Here is a 17,953-nt window from a genome sequence, read left to right as displayed (position 1 = left end):
TCAGCGGACGGCGTGTCCTCAGCCTGGCTTTTGGCCCCATACCTGACCCACTACCAAATCGGGTTGCGGGACACATGGATTGTGAAGACCATGGGACGCTGCCGGGCAGGACCGCGATTCACGGACTCGGATCCAGGACCAAATGCCGATCGTTGATGGCCGCTAGTCCTGGATCCGGAAGAGCGTTGCAATGAAGCGCACCTCGGATCACTTTTCATTTTGCCCGTATCGCAACGCTGTGGGCCACGCAGTTGCGGCTGCCACAATTATCAAGGGAAACAGCATGAGAGATTACAAAGTGAAACCAGTCGTTTTTGCGGTCATGACAGCCGCCGCTGTTGCAGTGGCGGCAGGTTGCAACAGCGGCAACTCGACCGGCGGGTTCGACGTCGATCGAAGCTTCAACATCCCGTTGACAACCACCGAGGAAGTCCCGACTCCCAAGCCAAGTCCGGCGACCGGAACCGCTGAGGTCGTCATCTATCCGCAGGAAATTCAGTACCGCCTGAGCGCCACCAGCATGATGAACGTCACCGCGGCGCACATTCATGTTGGAGCCCCTGGAGTCGCGGGCCCGATTGTAGCCGGCCTCTTTTTATCGGCGGCGGGTGGAACAGGGCCGATCAACGGCCAGTTTGCACGGGGTACCATCACTGCTGGCAGCCTCACTCCGTCGGTATCCCTCGATTCTCTGAAGAATCTTCTCAAGAGTGGCAATGGCTATGTAAACGTGCATACCATCGCAAATCCGGCTGGCGAAATTCGCGGTCAGGTGCGGTAGGCGTTATTGAACGACGCGTCTGGCCCCGCGGACGCGGCGGCCAGGCGATGCAGTTTGCACGGACCTCAGTAACTGCGAACCTCAGCAGCCACCAACTCGAGCAGCCCCCAATCCGGAGCCCTGAATCATGAAGACGCGTTTCCTGATCGTATTTGCCCTGCTGCTGGGTGTCACTGGCGCGCTGCAGGCGCACGATCTCTTCCTTCGCCTCGATAGTTTCTTCATCGAGCCAGGGGCATCCGCCCGCATCCGCGTGCTGAACGGCACGTTCAGCAAGAGTGAGAATTCGGTTACGCGGGCGCGTCTGCGGGATCTCAGCGTGGTTGGCCCTGCCGGGATCACCCATCCCGATACGACGACGTGGATGGACAAGGGCGACACGAGCATCTTCACCGTAGCTACCGGGGCGCCAGGGACGTACGTGATTGGAGCGTCGCTGCGTCCGAGTCAGATCACGCTCAAGGCGAAGGACTTCAACGAATATCTGGCGAGCGATGGTATCCCGGATGTTCTGGCGGCAAGGCGTCGCGCCGGGGAGCTTGGCACGGATGCTACCGAGAAGTACGCGAAGCACGTCAAGGCTCTGATACAGGTGGGCGCGGAGCGGACGCCGGGATTCGATACTGTGCTGGGCTACCCGGCCGAGCTCGTTCCTCTCAACAATCCCTACTCGTCGCGACCGGGGGGATGGCTCCGTGTTCGAGCCATTGTGGACGGCAAGCCAATGGCGAATCAGCTCGTGGTGTCGGGCGGGAGGCCGACGCGGGGCGGGCGGATGGCCGTTCGCAGCGTCAGAACAGACACTGACGGCGTTGCCCGTATACGCGTCAGCGAGCGGGGACAGATGTACGTGAAGTTCATTCACATGGCGCCAGTCAGCGGTGACCCCGCGCTGAACTACGAGTCCAAATGGGCGACGCTTACATTCCAGGTGCGTTGACCAGCCACCAGGTAAAACGTAAGGGAGCCCATGTAAATTGGTGTAACGCATGGGAACTTTATAATCGCTGATCGCCCGAATGTGAGTGTGGGGGCGTTCGCCGGCAACGGTGATAATGACCGCTGTCGGTTTACACGTTGAATCTGAACAGCAGTACGTCTCCATCGGCAACGACGTATTCCTTGCCTTCGGATCTCACTGCTCCTTTCTCGCGTGCGCCCTTCCATCCGGAGTGTGCAATGAAATCGTCGTACGCGACCGTTTCGGCGCGAATGAAGCCGCGTTCAAAATCGGTGTGGATGACCGCCGCGGCTTTTGGCGCGCTGTCCCCGCGGTGAATGGTCCACGCCCGTACTTCCTGTTCACCGGCGGTGAAGTACGTCTCGAGCCCAAGCAGTTTGTAGCCCGCATGGATGAGGCGGTCGAGGCCGGCTGATTCGAGACCCAGAGATTCGAGAAATTCAGTCCGATCCTCCGGTGGAAGCTCTGCCAGCTCGGCCTCGATCTTTGCGGAGAAGGGAACTATCTCCGCGTGCTCGCCACTCGCGTTCACGGCCTGGCGAAGTGCGGTGAGATGAGTACCCTCATCGCCCGTCAACTCCGCATCGCTCACGTTGGCGGCGTAGAGCACGGGCTTGCTCGTCATCAGCGTCAGCGGCGCCAGCACGCCCAGTTCCTGGATGCTCAGATTGGCTTCCCACAATCCGCGGCCATCTTTCAGAAAACCGTGCGCTCGCTCCAGCACGGGGAGCTCAGCGAGAGATTCCTTGTCATTGGTCCGGGCTGCCCGCCGCGTCTTGTCGAGCCGTTTCTCGACTGCGGCTAAATCCGCCAGCGCGAGCTCGAATTCGATCACCTCCCGGTCGCGCACCGGGTCCACGTCGCCCATAACGTGCGTGACGTCTTCATCCTCGAAGCAGCGAACCACATGGACGATCGCGTCCGTCTCGCGGATGTTGGCGAGGAACTTGTTGCCGAGGCCTTCGCCATCAGCCGCACCTTTCACCAGGCCGGCGATATCGACGAACTGCACCACTGCCGGCACCGTGCGTTTCGGCTGCACTATCTCCCGCAGCCGGTCGAGTCGCACATCCGGCACCTCGACCATTCCCACATTTGGCTCGACGGTGCAGAAGGGGTAGTTCGCCGCCTCGGCTTTAGCCGACGTGAGGGCGTTGAAGAGAGTGGACTTGCCGACGTTCGGCAGTCCGACGATTCCAAGCTTGAGCATCCGTTCGGCCCTGAGAAACGTTAGTTGTGCGCGTTCATCGCGCTCTCGATTCCATCGCGGCGCCAGCTTTCGACTGCCGACTCCACCTTCGGCATCAGCCCGATGATGTCATCGCGCTCATCTCGCGCAAATGGTGCGAGGACGAAATCGGCCAGATTGCCATAAACATTGCGCCGCTCTTCGTCGGGACCGACACCGATCCGAAGCCGTGAATACACCTGGCTCCCGAGCGCGGCTTCGACACTGCGCAGCCCGTTGTGCCCGCCTGCACTGCCCCGCGACCGCAGTCTGAACCGACCGACCGGCAATGCAACATCATCAACGACAACGAGCAACTCATTGGCCGCCGACCAGAAGGGACGCCGGGTATAATTTTTCAGCACCTGTCCGCTGAGATTCATGAATGTCTGCGGTTTGATCAGCCGCACGCGCGCTCCGTCCATGACCAGCGTCGACACAATGGCCTCGCCATCGCGCTTCCAGCCATTGAAATGCCAAACGTCGGCCAGGTAGTCGAGTACCCACCAGCCGACGTTGTGACGTGTCGCTTCATAACTGCGCCCGGGATTCCCCAGGCCGAGTATGACCTTCAGCAATTTGAAGGGCTACTTCTTGGCGCCGGCGCCCTCGTCCTCATCGTCTTTCGCCTTGCCGATCACTTCCGGCTCATCGCCAGTCTCGCCTTCGGCGGCGGCAACAGTTTCGATCGCCGCGCGCGGGGCAGCGACGACGCATACCGACGCATCAGCTTCACCAACGACCTCCACACCATCGGGAAGCACGATGTCGCTGACGTGGAGCGAGCTGCCGATGATCAGGGCACTGACATCGACTTCGACGTGATTCGGAATGTTCGCGGGATCGACTTCGACTTCGAGATCGCGAAGCGTCTGATCCAGCACACCACCGTCCATCCGCACTCCTTCAGGTACGCCCATGAGGATGATTGGGAGGCGAACGATGACTTTCTCGCCCGCCACCAGTTCCTGGAAGTCCACGTGCAGAATCTGCTTTTTGAACGGATGACGCTGTATTTCACGGATCAGCGTCCGCGAATTTCTGCCGTCGAGAGACAACTCGATGACAGTGTTTTCAGCGGAAATGTGCTCGAGCAGCTTCTCGAGCTCGCGGGTATTTATCGCCAGCGACTGCGGCGCGCGCTTGTGGCCGTAGATCACCGCTGGGACCTGCCCGTCGCGGCGCACCGAGCGTGCAGCGCCTTTGCCCCTGCCGGAGCGAACCACGCCTGAAAGTTGTGCAATTGCCATCGTTGTAGTCTCCCTTTGCTACTGTTCGAAAAGCGAGCTGACAGATTGCTCGCTGTGGATATATCTAACCGCTTTCGACAACAGATCGCCGACGGACAAAACGTGGAGCTGCGGAAACCGCTTGGCCTCCGGAATGTTCACCGTGTCTGTAACCGTCACTTCTACTATCGGCGCCTCGCTCAATCGCTCCACGGCGGGGCCGGAAAGCAATGCGTGCGTGGCGCAAACGTAAACATCTTTCGCACCCAGACTCTTGAGCGCGTGAGCCGCTTCAGAGACTGTACCGGCTGTATCGATCATATCGTCGGTAAGGAGACAATCGCGCCCCTCGACCTCTCCGACGACGTTCACTATCTCACTTTCATTCGGCCGCGGGCGCCGCTTGTCGATGATGGCCAGCGAACCGTTGAGACGTTTCGCGAACCCGCGTGCCATCTTCGCCGACCCCACATCGGGGGCGACGACGACGAGGTCGTGCAGATGTTTCTTTCGGTAATGCGAAACAAAAACCGGCGCCGCATACAGATGGTCAACCGGAACGTCAAAGAACCCCTGCAGCTGATGCTGGTGAAAATCGAGCCCCAAGACGCGGTCGGCACCAGCTGTTACGATCATGTTGGCGACCAGCTTCGCGCCAATCGCCACCCGCGGCTGATCCTTCCGGTCCTGCCTCGAATAACCGTAGTACGGCATGACGCACGTGATTCGGGCAGCCGAAGCCCGTCTCGCCGCGTCTATCAGGAGCAGCAGCTCCATCAGGTTGTCGGCCGGGGGGTTGGTCGGCTGCAGAATGAAAACGTCGTTGCCGCGGACGTTTTCATCTATGCGGACAAAAATCTCACCGTCGGCGAACCTGCTGATGGTGAGCCTGGCCGGTTCTACGCCGAGACCGCTTGCGATTTCCTTTGACAGCCCGGGGTTGCCGGTACCGCAGAGAAGTTTGAAGCCGTGACTCGGTACGGAAAGTCCGTCCATTGCCGCTATAGCCCTGTAAGGTAAGTGAGCAGCATAATCAGCCGCAATTGCCCCCGGTGGATTCGAACCACCATTCTCGGATCCAAAGACCGATGTCCTGCCATTGGACGAGGGGGCAGGTGAGCGTAAGCTACTCGATACGAATGGGCTGAACAACATCGATGGCAGACATCGTGCTGCGCGCCCGATGGCGATGCTCCGCCGGCACCTTGGCGAAGTCGGCCGGTCCGTCGAGGATCCCAAAAATGGTCGAACCCGAACCAGTCATCCCGGAAAAGATCGCACGCGAGTGCCGCAGGCGGCTCAGCATCTCGCCGAGCTCAGGGTGCCGGGCGACTATCACCGGCTCGAAATCGTTACTCGCCCAGGTTGCCAGTTTCTCCCAGCTCTGGAGCTGCGGATTCTCGACGGCAAACGCGGTTTCGAAATGATCCGCGGCGACAGGCGGCAATCCCGATCGGTATAGAGCCTGCATCGATCCCAGCGCGGACACATCGAAGTCTCTCGCGAGGAGCGTGTCCGCTTCCGTTCGGTCATCATCCAGCCAGCTATATGCTTCTGCGGTGGCAACCGAAAACCCGGGAGTCATCAGCAGAATATCCCGGCGCGGGAGGGCGGGGAGCGCGACCAGTCGCTCGCCACGCCCCGTTCCAAGCGCCATGACGGCATTTCCTGCGAGAAAGGGAACGTCAGATCCCAGCGCCCCCGCGATCCCGGCAAGTATATGGGCTCCCATAGGATTCGGCGCCAGCGAATCGAGCGCCCGCAGAACCGCTGCGGCGTCAGCACTGCCACCACCCATACCCGATCCAACTGGAATCCGTTTCGTCAGTTCGATATCAAAGCCGAGCGGCCAGCCGGATCGATCAGCATACGCCGCGGCTGCGCGAAAGGCGAGGTTAGCTTCCCGCGGTCCAGTGTCGGATCCTTCGACATCGATAGAGCGCCTGCCATCGGTGGCCCGAATCAGAATGTCATCGCCCAGATCGATGCGATGAAAGATGGTCTGGATGCCGTGAAATCCCGACGGTTCCCGCGCAAGAACGCGGAGGTGAAGGTTAAGCTTGGCCTGCGCTACGATGCGAGCGGCGGGCCCGCCGCTCAAGAGGCGGGCTGAGCTGCCGCGGAATTGCCGGCGTTTCCGATCTCTCTGAACCGGAGCCCGAGGCGGGTGAAATAATAGAGGCCGATGACGGTAATCGGTATGAAACTCAGGATGTGAAATCCTATCGCCCAGCTCGTCGCCTGATTCGCGCCGATCCCGTAGATACCGAGGCCGACGGTTGCGAGCTTCTCGAAGAATCCGAAGAATCCGGGTGCCGATGGCACCGCCACGCCGATTGCAATCAGCGTCTGGAGAAACACCGCCGCCGAGAATGGCAGCTCGATTCCCACGGCTTTGAATCCGAGCCAGAACGCGAATGCATTCAACAGCCAGTGAGCCAGCGTCCACGCGAACACCGCTCCAAACCGACGGGGGCTTTTGAGAACCGAGAGTCCCTCGCTGAAGCGAACGAGCGCCGCCTTGCCGCGCTCCTCGATTTTCGGCGAGACTTTTCGCGCAAATACTTCGAAAGCACTTACAAGGCGGGACGGGAAGAACGCAAGGCAATAAAGCGCCCCGATCAGAAGTGCGACAAGTACGATCGATCCCTGCGCCAGGTTGCCAATCGACTGTCCGCCGATCTCTGCCGAGCGCGGAAATGCGGGGTCGAGAAACGCTGCGACCGCCATCAATAGCAGAACCAGCATGTCGAAAAGCCTGTCCACCGCCAGCGACGCGATTGAGGTCGCAAGCGGCACTGCCGTCTCGCGCGTGAGAGCATAGGCCCTGGCGATCTCGCCGGCGCGGGCAGGGACGAGATTGTTCACCATCATCCCGATCGCGGTCGAGCGCCATAACGGTCCGAACGGCAGATCTTTCGCGACGGGCTGCAGGATTGTCCTCCACCGGCGTGCCCGGAGCGGGAAGATCAGCGTCGCGCATACCGCCGAAGCCAGAAACAGGGGAGCACTCGACCGCGACAACTCGTGAACCACCGTCGACAGCGATACATCGCGCAACGTCCACCATAGCAGTATCGCGCTCAGCGCGATACCGATCGTGCTCTTAACCCCTGTCTTCACTGTTGCTCTGATATCGCCAGACCGATGAGGTCCAACAGCTCGTCGACCGTTTCGGGCGACGCCGCAATGCCGCTGGACCGGACGTCGTTACGGATCTCGAACGCGCGCTCGAGTGCGCCGCTTCCGGAGTAGAGAAGCGTCTGGATGTCGACGGGCGTCGGCCGGGGGGGCGTCTTCCGTTTCGTATCGCCCGACACGCCGCCCAGCTGCGCGATGCTTGCGTTCAGCAGGTCGTGCAGGTCCTGACCGCGCGCCGGCGTAAAAGTGCCCGCAGGCCTGACTGGATCCTTGCGCCCGGGGCTCACGATATGCGGACCGGCATCGTCGTAAAAGAGCCGGGAGATGGGAATTATCTCATCGCTTTGAGCGTTCATACCGCAATCTCCCCTGTTTGGCGCGCAGCGTCCAATTTCGCCCGGATCTCACGCACGGCGTTTGCCATGCCGATCATCACTGCCCGACTGACGATTGAGTGGCCGATATTCAACTCCTCGATCTCCGGAATCGCCGCCACGGCCGCCACATTCGCGAGTGTGAGCCCGTGGCCTGCGTGCACGCCGAGCCCCAGAGCCGCGGCGCGCCGGGCTGCTGACTGCAGGTTCTGGAGCGCGCTGATATCGTGGGGGTTGCGGGCGTATTCGCCGGTGTGAAGCTCCACCGCATCGGCGCCAAGCGCCTTCGAGTCCTCCACCGCCTCAACAGTCGGATCGATGAACAGGCTCACCCGGATACCGGCCGCCCGAAGCTGCCTCACGGCGTGTGATACCCGTTTGCGCTCGCCTGCGATGTCGAGTCCGCCTTCCGTCGTGACTTCCTCACGTTTTTCGGGAACGAGCGTGACCTGCTGAGGGTGGATGCGGATTGCGATGTCGATCATCTCGTCAGCGCATGCTGCCTCGAGATTGAAGTACGTCCGCACACTGGTTGCGAGCTCGTCAACGTCGGCGTCCTGAACATGTCGGCGATCTTCGCGCAGATGTGCGGTGATCCCATCGGCGCCCGCGGCTTCGCACAATGCCGCTGCTTCCGCCGGACTGGGCTCCAGTCCCCTGCGGGCCTGCCTTATCGTGGCGACGTGGTCTATGTTCACATACAGCCGCTGATGTTTCGATGGCATTGGTCTCGCCGTTCAGGTTCGCGTCAAACTTCGTGGAGAATCCGGTGAAGAAATTCCTGCTCGCCCTCGTGCTGCTTTCGGGATGCGCCCGCGCTTCGACCACTCCCGTTCCAAACACACCAGGCCCAAGGGGTGCGGCCGGAAACCCCCAGCTCAATGGCGCGGTTACGCCTCGTCTGGCCGTCGAGCAGTTTCTAACCGCGGTCCGTGCACAGGATATCCAGGCGATGGGAGCGAATTTCGGAACATCGCGCGGCCCGGCCCGCGAAAATATCGAGCGCGAAGAGCTCGAGAAGCGGCTCATCGTACTTCAGTGTTTCTTCAACCACGACAAATTTCGCATTGTCAACGAGAATCCGGGAGAAGGCGGCCACCGTGTACTGGGGGTGGAGCTCACCCTCGGGTCACAGACGCGCGTTCCCAAATTCTACACCATCCGCGGCCCTGCAAATCGGTGGTACGTGGACAACATGGAGATCGCAGCCGTAAATGACTTCTGCCGGAAGGTCCCCGGCAGGTGAGCTGGATTGGCGACTTGAATTGTAACTGGCCAACGGCCCTCAGTTCGGGGTCCTGAAACAAAAGTCACCCGGAACCGGCGTCGTGCTCCGTTAGTTCGATAAGCACGCCGCCCGTCGACCCTGGATGGATGAACGCAATCCGCTTCCCCTCAGCGCCAATCCGCGGTACCTCATCGATCAGCCTCAATCCCGCGGCGCGGCACCGCTCCAGCATTGCATCCAGGTCGTCGACAGTGAAGCAGACGTGATGGATTGCCGGACCACGGCGGGCGATGAATTTTCCAACGGGACTGTCAGGCGTTTCCGCCTCGAGCAGCTCGACCAGCGACTCGCCCGCCTCAAATCCAGCGATGCTTGCGCCATCCGAGTTGTCCAGCACTGCCTCGCTCATCCCCAGGACATCCCGATAGAATGGCACCAGCTCGGCAATCGAGCGGACGGCGATGCCAATGTGCGCAATGCGCGTGCCTCTGGGGCTTGGTGTTTGCATTAGATTTCAATCCTGAAATGAGAACAAACTCGTCTCGCTGAGTCGGACGGGTTTTCCAGCCAGAAAGGAGCTTGAATGTCTAATGCGGTCGATGTGACGGACAGCGATTTCGAGACCGAAATCGAGAATCACCCGGGTCTGGCAGTGGTTGATTTCTGGGCGACCTGGTGCGGACCATGCCGGGCGGTTGCGCCCGTTCTGGATCAGCTCGCGGGTGAGTATGCTGGCAAGGCCAAGGTAGCAAAACTCGACGTCGATACCAATAACGCGACGGCGATGCGGTTCAATGTACGCTCGATTCCGACCATCCTTTTCTTTAAGGACGGCAAGCTCGTCGATCAGATCATCGGTCCTTCGAAATCGATCCTCGACGCAAAATTCCGACAGCACGCCGCTTAACGTCTAGCCGCTGAGGAGTAAGTGAGCGCCGCCGCGATTTCCGGCGCTCTTTACGTCGTGAGTACTCCCATTGGAAATATGGGAGATATGTCTTTCCGCGCGGTCGAGGTGCTTTCCTCGGCCGCGCTTGTCGTTGCCGAAGACACTCGCCATTCCCGCCGGTTACTCGATCACTACCAGATCAAGACGAAGTGCTCCTCGTACCACGAGCACAACGAAGCACGCGAGACACCTCGACTCGTCAAGCGGCTGGAGGACGGAGAGTCCATTGCGCTGATTACCGACGCGGGGACACCGCTCGTGTCGGACCCGGGGGCGCGGCTGGTGACCGCGGCGATCGAGGCAGGCATCGCGGTGGTGCCGATTCCCGGCGCGTCGGCGCTGCTCGCGGCGCTCGTGGCGTCGGGCGTTGCGGGAGAAAAGTTTACTTTTTTCGGCTTCCTCCCACGGAAGGGAAAAGAACGACTGCTCGCACTAACCGAGATCATGCGGATGAACCACACCGCAGTGATTTATGAAGCGCCCTCGCGGGTGGGCTCTACCCTTTGCGAGCTGGCCGAATCCGGTGCCTCGAAACGCACTGCCGTCGTCGCACGCGAGCTGACGAAGCGATTTGAGGAGTTCGCCCGCGGAACCATCGATGAGCTCGCAGAGCGGTTCACAACCGCGAGTGCGCGAGGCGAAGTCGTCATTCTGGTGTGCGGTGCGGAACGTGATGAAGTCACTGAAGATTCATTGCGCGAACACGCACGCCAGATGCGCATGGACGAAATGACTCCGCGGGCAATCATCGATCGGCTGATAGACGAGCACGGGGCTCCCCGCAACATTGCTTACCGCCTGGCACACGAGGCGTGATCGCGTTTCCCGAAGTAGCGATTACGATGGATGCCGCAGAGCCCAGGCTCGATCCAGACGCGCTGAACGACGATCTGGGCCCCCACGGCCCGGTGGCGGTTGCGATGCGCCTCTACGAAGACAGGCCAGCGCAGCGTGACATGGCTCGCGCAATCACTGAACTCTACAATGACGGGGGCGTGGGACTGATCGAAGCAGGAACGGGCGTCGGCAAGTCGCTCGGCTACCTGATGCCTGCCTTGCGCTGGGCAGCGTTGACCGGCGAGCGAACGGTGGTGTCGACCAACACCATCAATCTGCAGGAGCAGCTGGTACGAAAGGATCTCCCGTTCCTGGCCGGTGCGCTTGCGGATGAGCAGGACGTGCGCTTTGCGCTTCTCAAAGGCTGGCGGAATTATTTGTGCATGCTACGCCTGGAACAGGCGAAAATCATCGGTCCCACTCTGCTCGACGATCCAGACCAAGGCCTCGACAGCGTGGCGCGCTGGGCAACTCACACGAGCGAAGGCTCGCTCAGCGATCTGCCGTTTCAGCCGAGCGCTGAGCTGTGGGACGAAGTGGCGGCTGAACCTGACCTTTGCACACGATCTGCATGCCCTCATTTCGAGCCCTGCTTCCTCTTCCGCGCCAGGCGGAATGCAGCGAAGGCACATGTGGTAGTGGTGAATCACCACCTGCTCATGTCCGACATTGCAGTGCGACGGGCGCAACAGAACTGGGATGATGCGGCGGTAATCCCGGCGTATTCACGGCTGGTGGTGGACGAAGGCCATCACCTCGAAGACGCCGCTGCGGCCCACCTCGGTGCATCCGCCACCCGGCGCGGAATGCAACGCCTCATGGCGCGACTGGTTCGCGGGTCAGCTGGCCGTCGCGGTGGCCGCGGCCTTCTTGCCGCGCTTGAAGTACGGCTTCGCGTCGGTGAGAATGACATTTTCAACAAGGCAAGTCTCGACCTGCTCCACACGCGAGTCATTCCCGCCCTCGATGCAGCGCGCGAAAAGGGAGGGGCGGTTTTCGATCTGCTCGAGGTGTTTCTGAAGCAACATGCCCAACCGGTTGTGCGGCTCACCGACGATTTCGCGACTCATGAAATCTGGCGCGGCGGTCTGACAGCGGCGCTCGCTGATTTCCTCAACGAGACGTCGGTTCTGAGTACGAGCGTGGCGGTGATTCGGGAACGGATGGAATTGGAAGCAACGCGCGACGACGCTGTCGCGCTGATCGTGAACGAGTTGCGTGGTGTGGGGAGGCGCCTCGAGGCGCTCGCCGATGCGCTAAGCGGTGCGCTTGACGCAGGCCCGGATGCGCACAAGCGCGTCAGATGGGTAGAGTCACGCGGACGCGAAGGCAATATCGGAGTGACATGGGTTCCCTTGGATCTTGCACCCGTGCTTCGGGACGATCTGTTCGGAAGGGTACGCACGACGATCGTGACCAGCGCAACACTTTCAAGCGACGGCCGGTTTGGTTTCGTGAGTGGCCGGCTTGGCGTTGATTACCTGCGCATCCCGGCAGTCATGGAGTCATTTCCATCACCCTTCGACTTCAATCGACAGGCGATTCTCGCCGTTCCAACAGACATCCCGGCGCCAAATGCCGATGCGCCGGGACACTTCAACGCGCTGATGCGGATAGCTCAGGACTTCACCGAGGCATCCGATGGCGGCATTTTCGTCCTGTTCACCAGCCATCGCGATGTCAGGGAAGCCGCGATCGTTCTAAGGGCGCGGGGAGTGGCTGCCGAGCGACCGCTGCTGGTGCACGGCGAAGATTCGCGGGATTCGCTGCTCGCAAGGTTCAGGGAATCCGGCAGGGCAGTTCTGCTCGGAACTTCGTCGTACTGGGAAGGTGTCGATGTTGCCGGCCACGCTCTTCGCGGGCTCCTAATTGCGAAGCTGCCATTCCGCGTTCCAACCGAGCCCCTCACTGCTGCACATTGCGAAGCAATCATCGAGCGCGGCGGCGATCCATTTGCCGAGTACATGGTTCCGCACGCGGCCCTCAGATTGAAGCAGGGTTTCGGCCGATTGATCAGATCTGGCACCGACAGGGGCGCAATCGTGATCGCCGATCCACGGCTGGTAACGAAGTCCTACGGGGCAACGCTGATGCGCGCCCTCCCTTCCGCCCGGCGCATTTTTGCGGGATGGAACGAGACTGCCCGGCAACTGCGCGAGTTCTACGCTGTGTCCGAATGAAGTGAAACGCCCAACGAACGAGGCTTGTGGTGGCTGACCTTACAACCGACGATCCGCTCACCGGCGGCGGTATTCCGCTGCACGAGTCGAGCGCCCGCGTCTCACGTCCGGGAAAGATCGTATGCATTGGCCGCAATTATCGCGAGCATGCAAAGGAGCTTGGTAACGATGTTCCGGTCGAGCCGCTCTTGTTTCTCAAACCGTCTACCAGCGTGATCGGTGATGGCGCCTCAATCATTCTGCCGTCCCAGTCGGCGCGCGTTGAATTCGAAGGAGAGATTGGCATTATCATTGGTCGGCGGCTGAAGAAGGCAGCGGAATCTGAATGCATTGCCGCCGTGAGTGGCGTCGTTGCCGCGAACGATGTCACAGCGCGGGATCTCCAGCGGAAAGACAGTCAGTGGACGCGAGCGAAGGGGTTCGACACGTTCTGCCCGCTGGGAAATATCGCCGAAGGCTCGCACGATCTAACGAGGCTGACCGTCATCAGCCGGGTGAATGGCGAGGAGCGTCAGCGGGCATCTTCGGCCGAGATGGTATTTCCGATATCGATGCTTCTTTCGTATGTCTCGCATGTCATGTCCCTGGAACCGGGCGACATTGTGTTGACTGGAACACCGGCGGGCGTCGGCCCACTCACCGCGGCTGACATCGTTGAAGTCGAGATAGAGGGCTTGAGCAGGGTCAGCAATCCGGTGCGGGGCGAAGACTAGTGCCGCGTCCCTCCGCCCGGGTGCTTGCACTCCCGGATTATCCACTTGGGAAACTGCCGGAACGAAAGCGCGAGCTGATCGCGCGGGGAGTCGATGTTATCGATCTTGGAGCCGGTGATGCAGACCTTGCTCCTCCCGACGTGGCTGTAAGGCGTCTTGCCGAAGCGGCCGCCATGTCGCCGATGAGCCGGTACGGTTTCGGCACCGGACTTGTCGAATATCGCCAGGCAGTGACGCGCTTTATGCTGCGCCGATTCGGAATTGCCTTTGATGCAATGCGCGAAGTTGTGCCGCTTATCGGATCGAAAGAAGGAATCTCCCACCTTGCGCTCGCATACGCGGAGGAGGGCGATACTACAATCATTCCGGAGCCCGGGTATCTCGCGTACCTCGGCGGCACGCAGCTCGGAGGCGCCGAGCCTTACCGCTATGCGCTGAAGCCCGGCAACGGCTTCCTTGTTGACCTCGATGAGATTCCTCGGGAAGTTCTTGACCGGACCAGGATACTGTACCTGAATTATCCGAATAACCCGACTGCCGCCATCGCTCCAATCAGCTACCTCGAAGAAATGGTTCAGCGATGCAGGGAACTGGACATCCTCCTGGTGTATGACAATGCGTACTCGGAGATGGCCTTCGATGGCTACATGCCGCCAAGCATTTTCGAGGTGGATGGTGCCCGCCACGTGGCGATCGAGTTTCACTCCATGTCCAAGACCTTCAACATGACCGGCTGGCGTTGCGGCTGGGCTGTTGGCAGCGCCGATCTTATCGCGCCGCTCGTGAGAGTCAAGTCATTCATCGACACTGGCGCGTTCATGGCTGTACAGGCCGCAGCCGCGGCGGCTCTCGACGATGCGGAGAGTTTTGTCGCGGGCAATGTATCGGTGTTCAAGGAACGGAGAGACGCCGCTGTGACGGCGTTCCGGGACAACGGCTTTGCATGCAGCACGCCGATGGCGACGATGTATCTCTGGATTGCGCTTCCCGGGAATATTCCCAGCGCTGCGTTCGCCGAGTCACTGATGGAGGAGGAAGGAGTGATCGTATTGCCAGGCTCGTCGCTGGGTGTCGGCGGTGAAGGCTTTTTTCGCGTGTCGTTCGTGACTTCGCCTGACAGAATTCGCGAAGCTGCGTTGCGCGCGGGAAAGGTGCTCGCGCGAATGGGTGCTGCCGCTAAGTGACTATACGTGACGGGCTTCTGTGAACACGCTCCGGGGGTCAAGAGCGCCAGCGCATGATGCTGTCGGGAGTCCACGGCCGTCGCGGTCATTCGTGGTATCCCTTGCTGTACATATCTTTCTGGCAATTGTGCTTGTCAAGTTCCTGATCTCGCCGAATGCATTTTCGATGGTCTTCGGGCGGACTGCCTCGCCTGCAGTGCCGGCGGAGAGGATCGGATTCCTGGCATTGCCCAGAGCCGCGGGCCCCGCGGTCGAGGGCAGAAGTGGAGGCGATGGCCGGCCGGCAAGCGTTACCCCGCGCCGGCCTCTTGTCGCGCCGACGTCTGTCCCGTCGATGATCCCTGAGTCGCCACCTGGTGCCCGCCCCGAGACCGACGGGGGAACGGGGCCTCTGGTTGGCGGTGGTGGCCCCACGCGCGGCATCCGGCCCCGATACTCCGACCCCAGGCTATGGGCTGCCCCGGGCGATATCATTGCCGCCCCGAAAACGGCCACCCAACGTCTCGACAGCGTGATTGCGACAATTATCCAGCCGTTCAACGACTCAGTGAGAATTGCCTCGGGCCAGAAGAAACCCGGCGACTGGACATTCGAAAAGGGCGGCCGCAAATACGGAATCGATCAGCAGTACATCCGGCTTGGCAAGGTGTCGATCCCGACCGCTTTGCTCGCAATGCTGCCGATCAACACAACAGGAAATCCAACGGTCAATGACCGGAACCGGCTCCAGAACCAGCTTCACTCGGACATTTTCTCGCAAGCTCAGCGAGGGATGAACGAAGCTGATTTCAAGAAAGCGGTAAAGAGCATCCGGGAGAGGAAGGAGAGAGAGCGTGCCATGGCGCTGAACTCACCGGATAAAAAAACGGGACCAGCTGAGCAGCCGGTCCCGGGAAGCCCGCCGCCGCGCGACTAAGCGGTGCGGGGGATAGCCGCGGCCGCCATTACTTCCATGGTGCCGAGCGGCCTGAAGACACCGCAGATCACGCCGAGGATGCTGAAGTCATCGTCGGGCTTGATGACAATCTCTCGTTCGGATGGATTTGCAGGCTCAAGCACGACTGCCCCGTCCTGATGTGTCAGCGTCTTGACAGTTGCTTCTTCGCCGATTCTTGCCGCGATGATGTCATTGTCCTTAGAGCTGGCGGACGGGTTGACCATGACGAAATCGCCGTCGTTGATCGAACGGCCGATCATGCTGTCGCCTTTCACCTTCAGGAAATACACTTCCTCGGCCGGAATGAACCGGCGATCCATCGTGATGTAACCGTCTTTGTGCTCCGGCAGAAGCGTAGGCTCTCCGGCGTGAATCCGCCCGTAGTATGGAACCGGATTGGTCTTGCTTCCTCCGGTGAACCCCAGTAATCGCACCCCGCGCGAACGGGTGGGGTCGCGCTCGATATATCCTTTTTTGGCGAGGGACTGAAGCAGGTCGGAAACTGTTTTCGTCGACTTGATGTGAAACTGCCTGCCGATGTCGCGAATGCTCGGCTGGTATGTGTTTTCAGCGGTGAAGTCGAGCAGATACGTGTAGACCGAGCTCTCGATGGGGGTCAATGTCTCAGCCATTGTGACTCCGGAAATTGCGATGCGAGGGACTGTGAAACGGCCGTTTGGCCATCGCAAATCTGCAATGGACGGGTGGCAGCGTCAACATCATGAATGCGATCGGGCTGTGTCAACCGGGAGTGCTGGTCAACCATGCTTCAGCGTCGGCAAGGCGGCTAAGCGAGAGCCCACGGCCCATCATCACGAGCACCTCAAACATCCCGGGGCTCACGCTCATACCTGTCAGCGCGGTTCGCAACGGTTGAAAAACCTTGCCTGCGGATATCCCCCGTGACTCCGCAAGATCACGCAGTGCCGCCTCAAGCGTGCCGGCTTCCCAGCTCTCGATTGACGCTAGTGATTCGCGGGCTGATCGGATGATGCCGGCCGATGCCTCAGAGTCTTTCCAGCTTTTCGCGATCGACTCTGCGTCGTATTCGATCGGCTCCGGAAAGTAGGGCCTTGCCTGTCGCACGATGTCGTCGATGGTTCGCGCACGAACGCGAAGCAAATCGAGGAGTGACAGGTACCAATCGCGGCGATGCGCGATGGTGTTCTCGTTCACCAGCCCGGCACTCATCATCGCCACTGTGACGCGCGGTTCGAGCTCAGCAAGAGGAATGCGCGACAGATGCTGGCCGTTCATCCAGTCCAGCTTCTGCGGGTCGAAGATGGCGGCCTTACGCTGCAAGCCCCGCGGCGTGAACAGCAAGATCATCTCCTCCATTGTCATCACTTCGCGGTCGCCGCCGGGAGACCAGCCGAGGAGCGCGAGAAAATTGAGCATGGCGCCGGGCAGCAGGCCCAGGTGCTGGTAGTCTCCAACTGCGGTTGCACCGTGCCGCTTGCTCAGCTTTTTACCATCGGTGCCATGGATCATGGGCAGATGCGCGAACTGTGGTTCCCCGGCGCCGAGTGCGCGGTAGAGCAGAATCTGTTTGGGCGTGTTGGAGATGTGGTCATCGCCGCGCATCACCAGGGTGATGCCCATCGCTATATCGTCGGAGACAACAGCGAGGTTGTAGATGGGCGTTGCGTTGGAGCGGAGGATCACAAAGTCGTCGAGATCCTTGTTGGGGAATGAGATGGTTTCGTGGACGAGGTCGTCCCAGTGAGTGGTGCCTTCCGGAATGCGGAAGCGCACGACATGGGATTCGCCGTCCGCCACCCGCCTCTCCACTTCGTCTTCGGCGAGACGATCACAGCGCCTGTCGTACTTGAAACTCTCCTTCCGTCCATCGGATTCCTTGCGCCTTTCATCCAACTCTCCGGGAGTGCAGAAGCAACGGTAGGCAGCGCCGTTGTCGAGCATGGTCAGCGCATCGCGGCGATGGCGCTCGAGGTTCGCGCCCTGATAGACTACTTCCTCATCCCAGGCGAGACCGAGCCATTCGAGCCCGTCGAAGATCGCGCGGGTGCTTTCATCGGTGCTGCGGGCTTTGTCGGTATCCTCGATACGGAGCAGGAAGTCGCCGTTGTTGTGGCGGGCATACAGCATGTTGAACAGCGCCGTCCGTGCGCCCCCGACATGCAGGTAGCCGGTGGGCGAGGGTGCGAAGCGCAGACGTGGGCGGCGTGCAGTATCGTTCATTTCGCGGGG

At 60.6% G+C, this 17,953-nt stretch carries 20 protein-coding genes and 1 tRNA gene; 9 read left to right on the top strand and 12 right to left on the bottom strand.

Annotation, left to right across the window (positions count from 1 at the left end; genetic code table 11):
* The first annotated feature begins 283 nt into the window (after nt 1-283).
* Both WKF55_04050 and WKF55_04045 read left to right on the top strand, forming a co-directional pair.
* On the top strand, nt 284-781 hold the full coding sequence (locus WKF55_04050; protein ID MEJ7758746.1) for a CHRD domain-containing protein: 498 nt from the start codon (nt 284-286) through the stop codon (nt 779-781).
* A 127-nt stretch (nt 782-908) separates the two neighbouring features.
* A complete protein-coding gene (locus WKF55_04045) occupies nt 909-1,721 on the top strand; it encodes a DUF4198 domain-containing protein (protein ID MEJ7758745.1) in 813 nt (270 codons plus the stop codon).
* A gap of 130 nt (nt 1,722-1,851) precedes the next feature.
* Here WKF55_04045 and ychF read toward each other — a convergent pair whose 3' ends face one another.
* The 9 genes from ychF to WKF55_04000 all read right to left on the bottom strand — a co-directional run bounded on the left by ychF (nt 1,852) and on the right by WKF55_04000 (nt 8,439).
* Complete coding sequence (ychF, locus tag WKF55_04040; GenBank protein MEJ7758744.1) at nt 1,852-2,952, bottom strand: redox-regulated ATPase YchF; 1,101 nt, start codon at nt 2,950-2,952, stop codon at nt 1,852-1,854.
* Nucleotides 2,953-2,972: 20 nt separating this feature from the next.
* Nucleotides 2,973-3,548, bottom strand: coding sequence for an aminoacyl-tRNA hydrolase (gene pth, locus WKF55_04035; protein ID MEJ7758743.1), 576 nt, complete (start codon nt 3,546-3,548; stop codon nt 2,973-2,975).
* Nucleotides 3,549-3,557: 9 nt separating this feature from the next.
* On the bottom strand, nt 3,558-4,220 hold the full coding sequence (locus WKF55_04030; protein ID MEJ7758742.1) for a 50S ribosomal protein L25: 663 nt from the start codon (nt 4,218-4,220) through the stop codon (nt 3,558-3,560).
* 18 nt (nt 4,221-4,238) lie between these two features.
* Nucleotides 4,239-5,195, bottom strand: a complete 957-nt coding sequence (locus tag WKF55_04025) for a ribose-phosphate pyrophosphokinase (protein ID MEJ7758741.1) — start codon at nt 5,193-5,195, stop codon at nt 4,239-4,241.
* A gap of 47 nt (nt 5,196-5,242) precedes the next feature.
* Nucleotides 5,243-5,313 (bottom strand) — tRNA-Gln (locus tag WKF55_04020).
* Nucleotides 5,314-5,325: 12 nt separating this feature from the next.
* Nucleotides 5,326-6,300, bottom strand: a complete 975-nt coding sequence (gene ispE, locus WKF55_04015; GenBank protein ID MEJ7758740.1) for a 4-(cytidine 5'-diphospho)-2-C-methyl-D-erythritol kinase — start codon at nt 6,298-6,300, stop codon at nt 5,326-5,328.
* On the bottom strand, nt 6,297-7,322 hold the full coding sequence (locus tag WKF55_04010; GenBank protein MEJ7758739.1) for a lysylphosphatidylglycerol synthase transmembrane domain-containing protein: 1,026 nt from the start codon (nt 7,320-7,322) through the stop codon (nt 6,297-6,299). The genes ispE and WKF55_04010 overlap by 4 nt, the downstream gene beginning before the upstream one ends.
* Nucleotides 7,319-7,696, bottom strand: coding sequence for a hypothetical protein (locus tag WKF55_04005; protein ID MEJ7758738.1), 378 nt, complete (start codon nt 7,694-7,696; stop codon nt 7,319-7,321). Before WKF55_04005 ends, WKF55_04010 begins: the two co-directional genes overlap by 4 nt.
* Nucleotides 7,693-8,439 (bottom strand): pyridoxine 5'-phosphate synthase, encoded by a 747-nt coding sequence (locus WKF55_04000; protein ID MEJ7758737.1) that lies wholly within the window; start codon nt 8,437-8,439, stop codon nt 7,693-7,695. Before WKF55_04000 ends, WKF55_04005 begins: the two co-directional genes overlap by 4 nt.
* On the opposite strand from WKF55_04000, the gene WKF55_03995 reads away from it, so the two are divergent.
* On the top strand, nt 8,433-8,960 hold the full coding sequence (locus tag WKF55_03995) for a hypothetical protein (GenBank protein ID MEJ7758736.1): 528 nt from the start codon (nt 8,433-8,435) through the stop codon (nt 8,958-8,960). The two genes, WKF55_04000 and WKF55_03995, sit on opposite strands and share 7 nt — an antisense overlap.
* A 64-nt stretch (nt 8,961-9,024) precedes the next feature.
* On the opposite strand, the gene mce is transcribed toward WKF55_03995, so the two are convergent.
* Nucleotides 9,025-9,450, bottom strand: a complete 426-nt coding sequence (gene mce, locus WKF55_03990; protein MEJ7758735.1) for a methylmalonyl-CoA epimerase — start codon at nt 9,448-9,450, stop codon at nt 9,025-9,027.
* A 75-nt stretch (nt 9,451-9,525) separates the two neighbouring features.
* Between mce and trxA the strand changes: the two genes are divergently transcribed.
* The 6 genes from trxA (at nt 9,526) to WKF55_03960 (ending at nt 15,721) form a co-directional block, all read left to right on the top strand.
* Nucleotides 9,526-9,849, top strand: a complete 324-nt coding sequence (gene trxA, locus WKF55_03985; GenBank protein MEJ7758734.1) for a thioredoxin — start codon at nt 9,526-9,528, stop codon at nt 9,847-9,849.
* Nucleotides 9,850-9,870: 21 nt separating this feature from the next.
* Complete coding sequence (gene rsmI, locus WKF55_03980) at nt 9,871-10,707, top strand: 16S rRNA (cytidine(1402)-2'-O)-methyltransferase (protein MEJ7758733.1); 837 nt, start codon at nt 9,871-9,873, stop codon at nt 10,705-10,707.
* The gene (locus WKF55_03975; protein ID MEJ7758732.1) at nt 10,704-12,908 is read left to right on the top strand and encodes an ATP-dependent DNA helicase; all 2,205 of its coding nucleotides are present in this window, start codon (nt 10,704-10,706) and stop codon (nt 12,906-12,908) included. The genes rsmI and WKF55_03975 overlap by 4 nt, the downstream gene beginning before the upstream one ends.
* 29 nt (nt 12,909-12,937) lie before the next feature.
* Nucleotides 12,938-13,621, top strand: coding sequence for a fumarylacetoacetate hydrolase family protein (locus tag WKF55_03970; protein MEJ7758731.1), 684 nt, complete (start codon nt 12,938-12,940; stop codon nt 13,619-13,621).
* Nucleotides 13,621-14,805, top strand: a complete 1,185-nt coding sequence (locus WKF55_03965; GenBank protein MEJ7758730.1) for an aminotransferase class I/II-fold pyridoxal phosphate-dependent enzyme — start codon at nt 13,621-13,623, stop codon at nt 14,803-14,805. Before WKF55_03970 ends, WKF55_03965 begins: the two co-directional genes overlap by 1 nt.
* Before the next feature lie 91 nt (nt 14,806-14,896).
* Complete coding sequence (locus WKF55_03960) at nt 14,897-15,721, top strand: hypothetical protein (GenBank protein ID MEJ7758729.1); 825 nt, start codon at nt 14,897-14,899, stop codon at nt 15,719-15,721.
* Here WKF55_03960 and lexA read toward each other — a convergent pair.
* Nucleotides 15,718-16,374, bottom strand: coding sequence for a transcriptional repressor LexA (gene lexA / locus WKF55_03955; GenBank protein MEJ7758728.1), 657 nt, complete (start codon nt 16,372-16,374; stop codon nt 15,718-15,720). The two genes, WKF55_03960 and lexA, sit on opposite strands and share 4 nt — an antisense overlap.
* 109 nt (nt 16,375-16,483) lie before the next feature.
* A complete protein-coding gene (gene gltX / locus WKF55_03950) occupies nt 16,484-17,944 on the bottom strand; it encodes a glutamate--tRNA ligase (protein ID MEJ7758727.1) in 1,461 nt (486 codons plus the stop codon).
* Between the last annotated feature and the right edge of the window lie 9 nt (nt 17,945-17,953).

It is taken from the genome of Gemmatimonadaceae bacterium (genome assembly GCA_037721215.1).
Classification (GTDB): Bacteria; Gemmatimonadota; Gemmatimonadetes; order Gemmatimonadales; family Gemmatimonadaceae; genus UBA4720.
This window is presented reverse-complemented; position numbering and strand designations above follow the sequence as displayed.

Excerpts from the sequence above, each read along its gene's own strand:
- WKF55_04050 (MEJ7758746.1), top strand. The coding sequence starts at position 284 with ATGAGAGATTACAAAGTGAAACCAGTCGTTTTTGCGGTCATGACAGCC.
- WKF55_04045 (MEJ7758745.1), top strand. The coding sequence starts at position 909 with ATGAAGACGCGTTTCCTGATCGTATTTGCCCTGCTGCTGGGTGTCACT.
- ychF (MEJ7758744.1), bottom strand. The coding sequence starts at position 2,952 with ATGCTCAAGCTTGGAATCGTCGGACTGCCGAACGTCGGCAAGTCCACT.
- WKF55_04030 (MEJ7758742.1), bottom strand. The coding sequence starts at position 4,220 with ATGGCAATTGCACAACTTTCAGGCGTGGTTCGCTCCGGCAGGGGCAAA.
- WKF55_04025 (MEJ7758741.1), bottom strand. The coding sequence starts at position 5,195 with ATGGACGGACTTTCCGTACCGAGTCACGGCTTCAAACTTCTCTGCGGT.
- WKF55_04005 (MEJ7758738.1), bottom strand. The coding sequence starts at position 7,696 with ATGAACGCTCAAAGCGATGAGATAATTCCCATCTCCCGGCTCTTTTAC.
- WKF55_03995 (MEJ7758736.1), top strand. The coding sequence starts at position 8,433 with ATGGCATTGGTCTCGCCGTTCAGGTTCGCGTCAAACTTCGTGGAGAAT.
- WKF55_04000 (MEJ7758737.1), bottom strand. The coding sequence starts at position 8,439 with ATGCCATCGAAACATCAGCGGCTGTATGTGAACATAGACCACGTCGCC.
- mce (MEJ7758735.1), bottom strand. The coding sequence starts at position 9,450 with ATGCAAACACCAAGCCCCAGAGGCACGCGCATTGCGCACATTGGCATC.
- trxA (MEJ7758734.1), top strand. The coding sequence starts at position 9,526 with ATGTCTAATGCGGTCGATGTGACGGACAGCGATTTCGAGACCGAAATC.
- lexA (MEJ7758728.1), bottom strand. The coding sequence starts at position 16,374 with ATGGCTGAGACATTGACCCCCATCGAGAGCTCGGTCTACACGTATCTG.
- gltX (MEJ7758727.1), bottom strand. The coding sequence starts at position 17,944 with ATGAACGATACTGCACGCCGCCCACGTCTGCGCTTCGCACCCTCGCCC.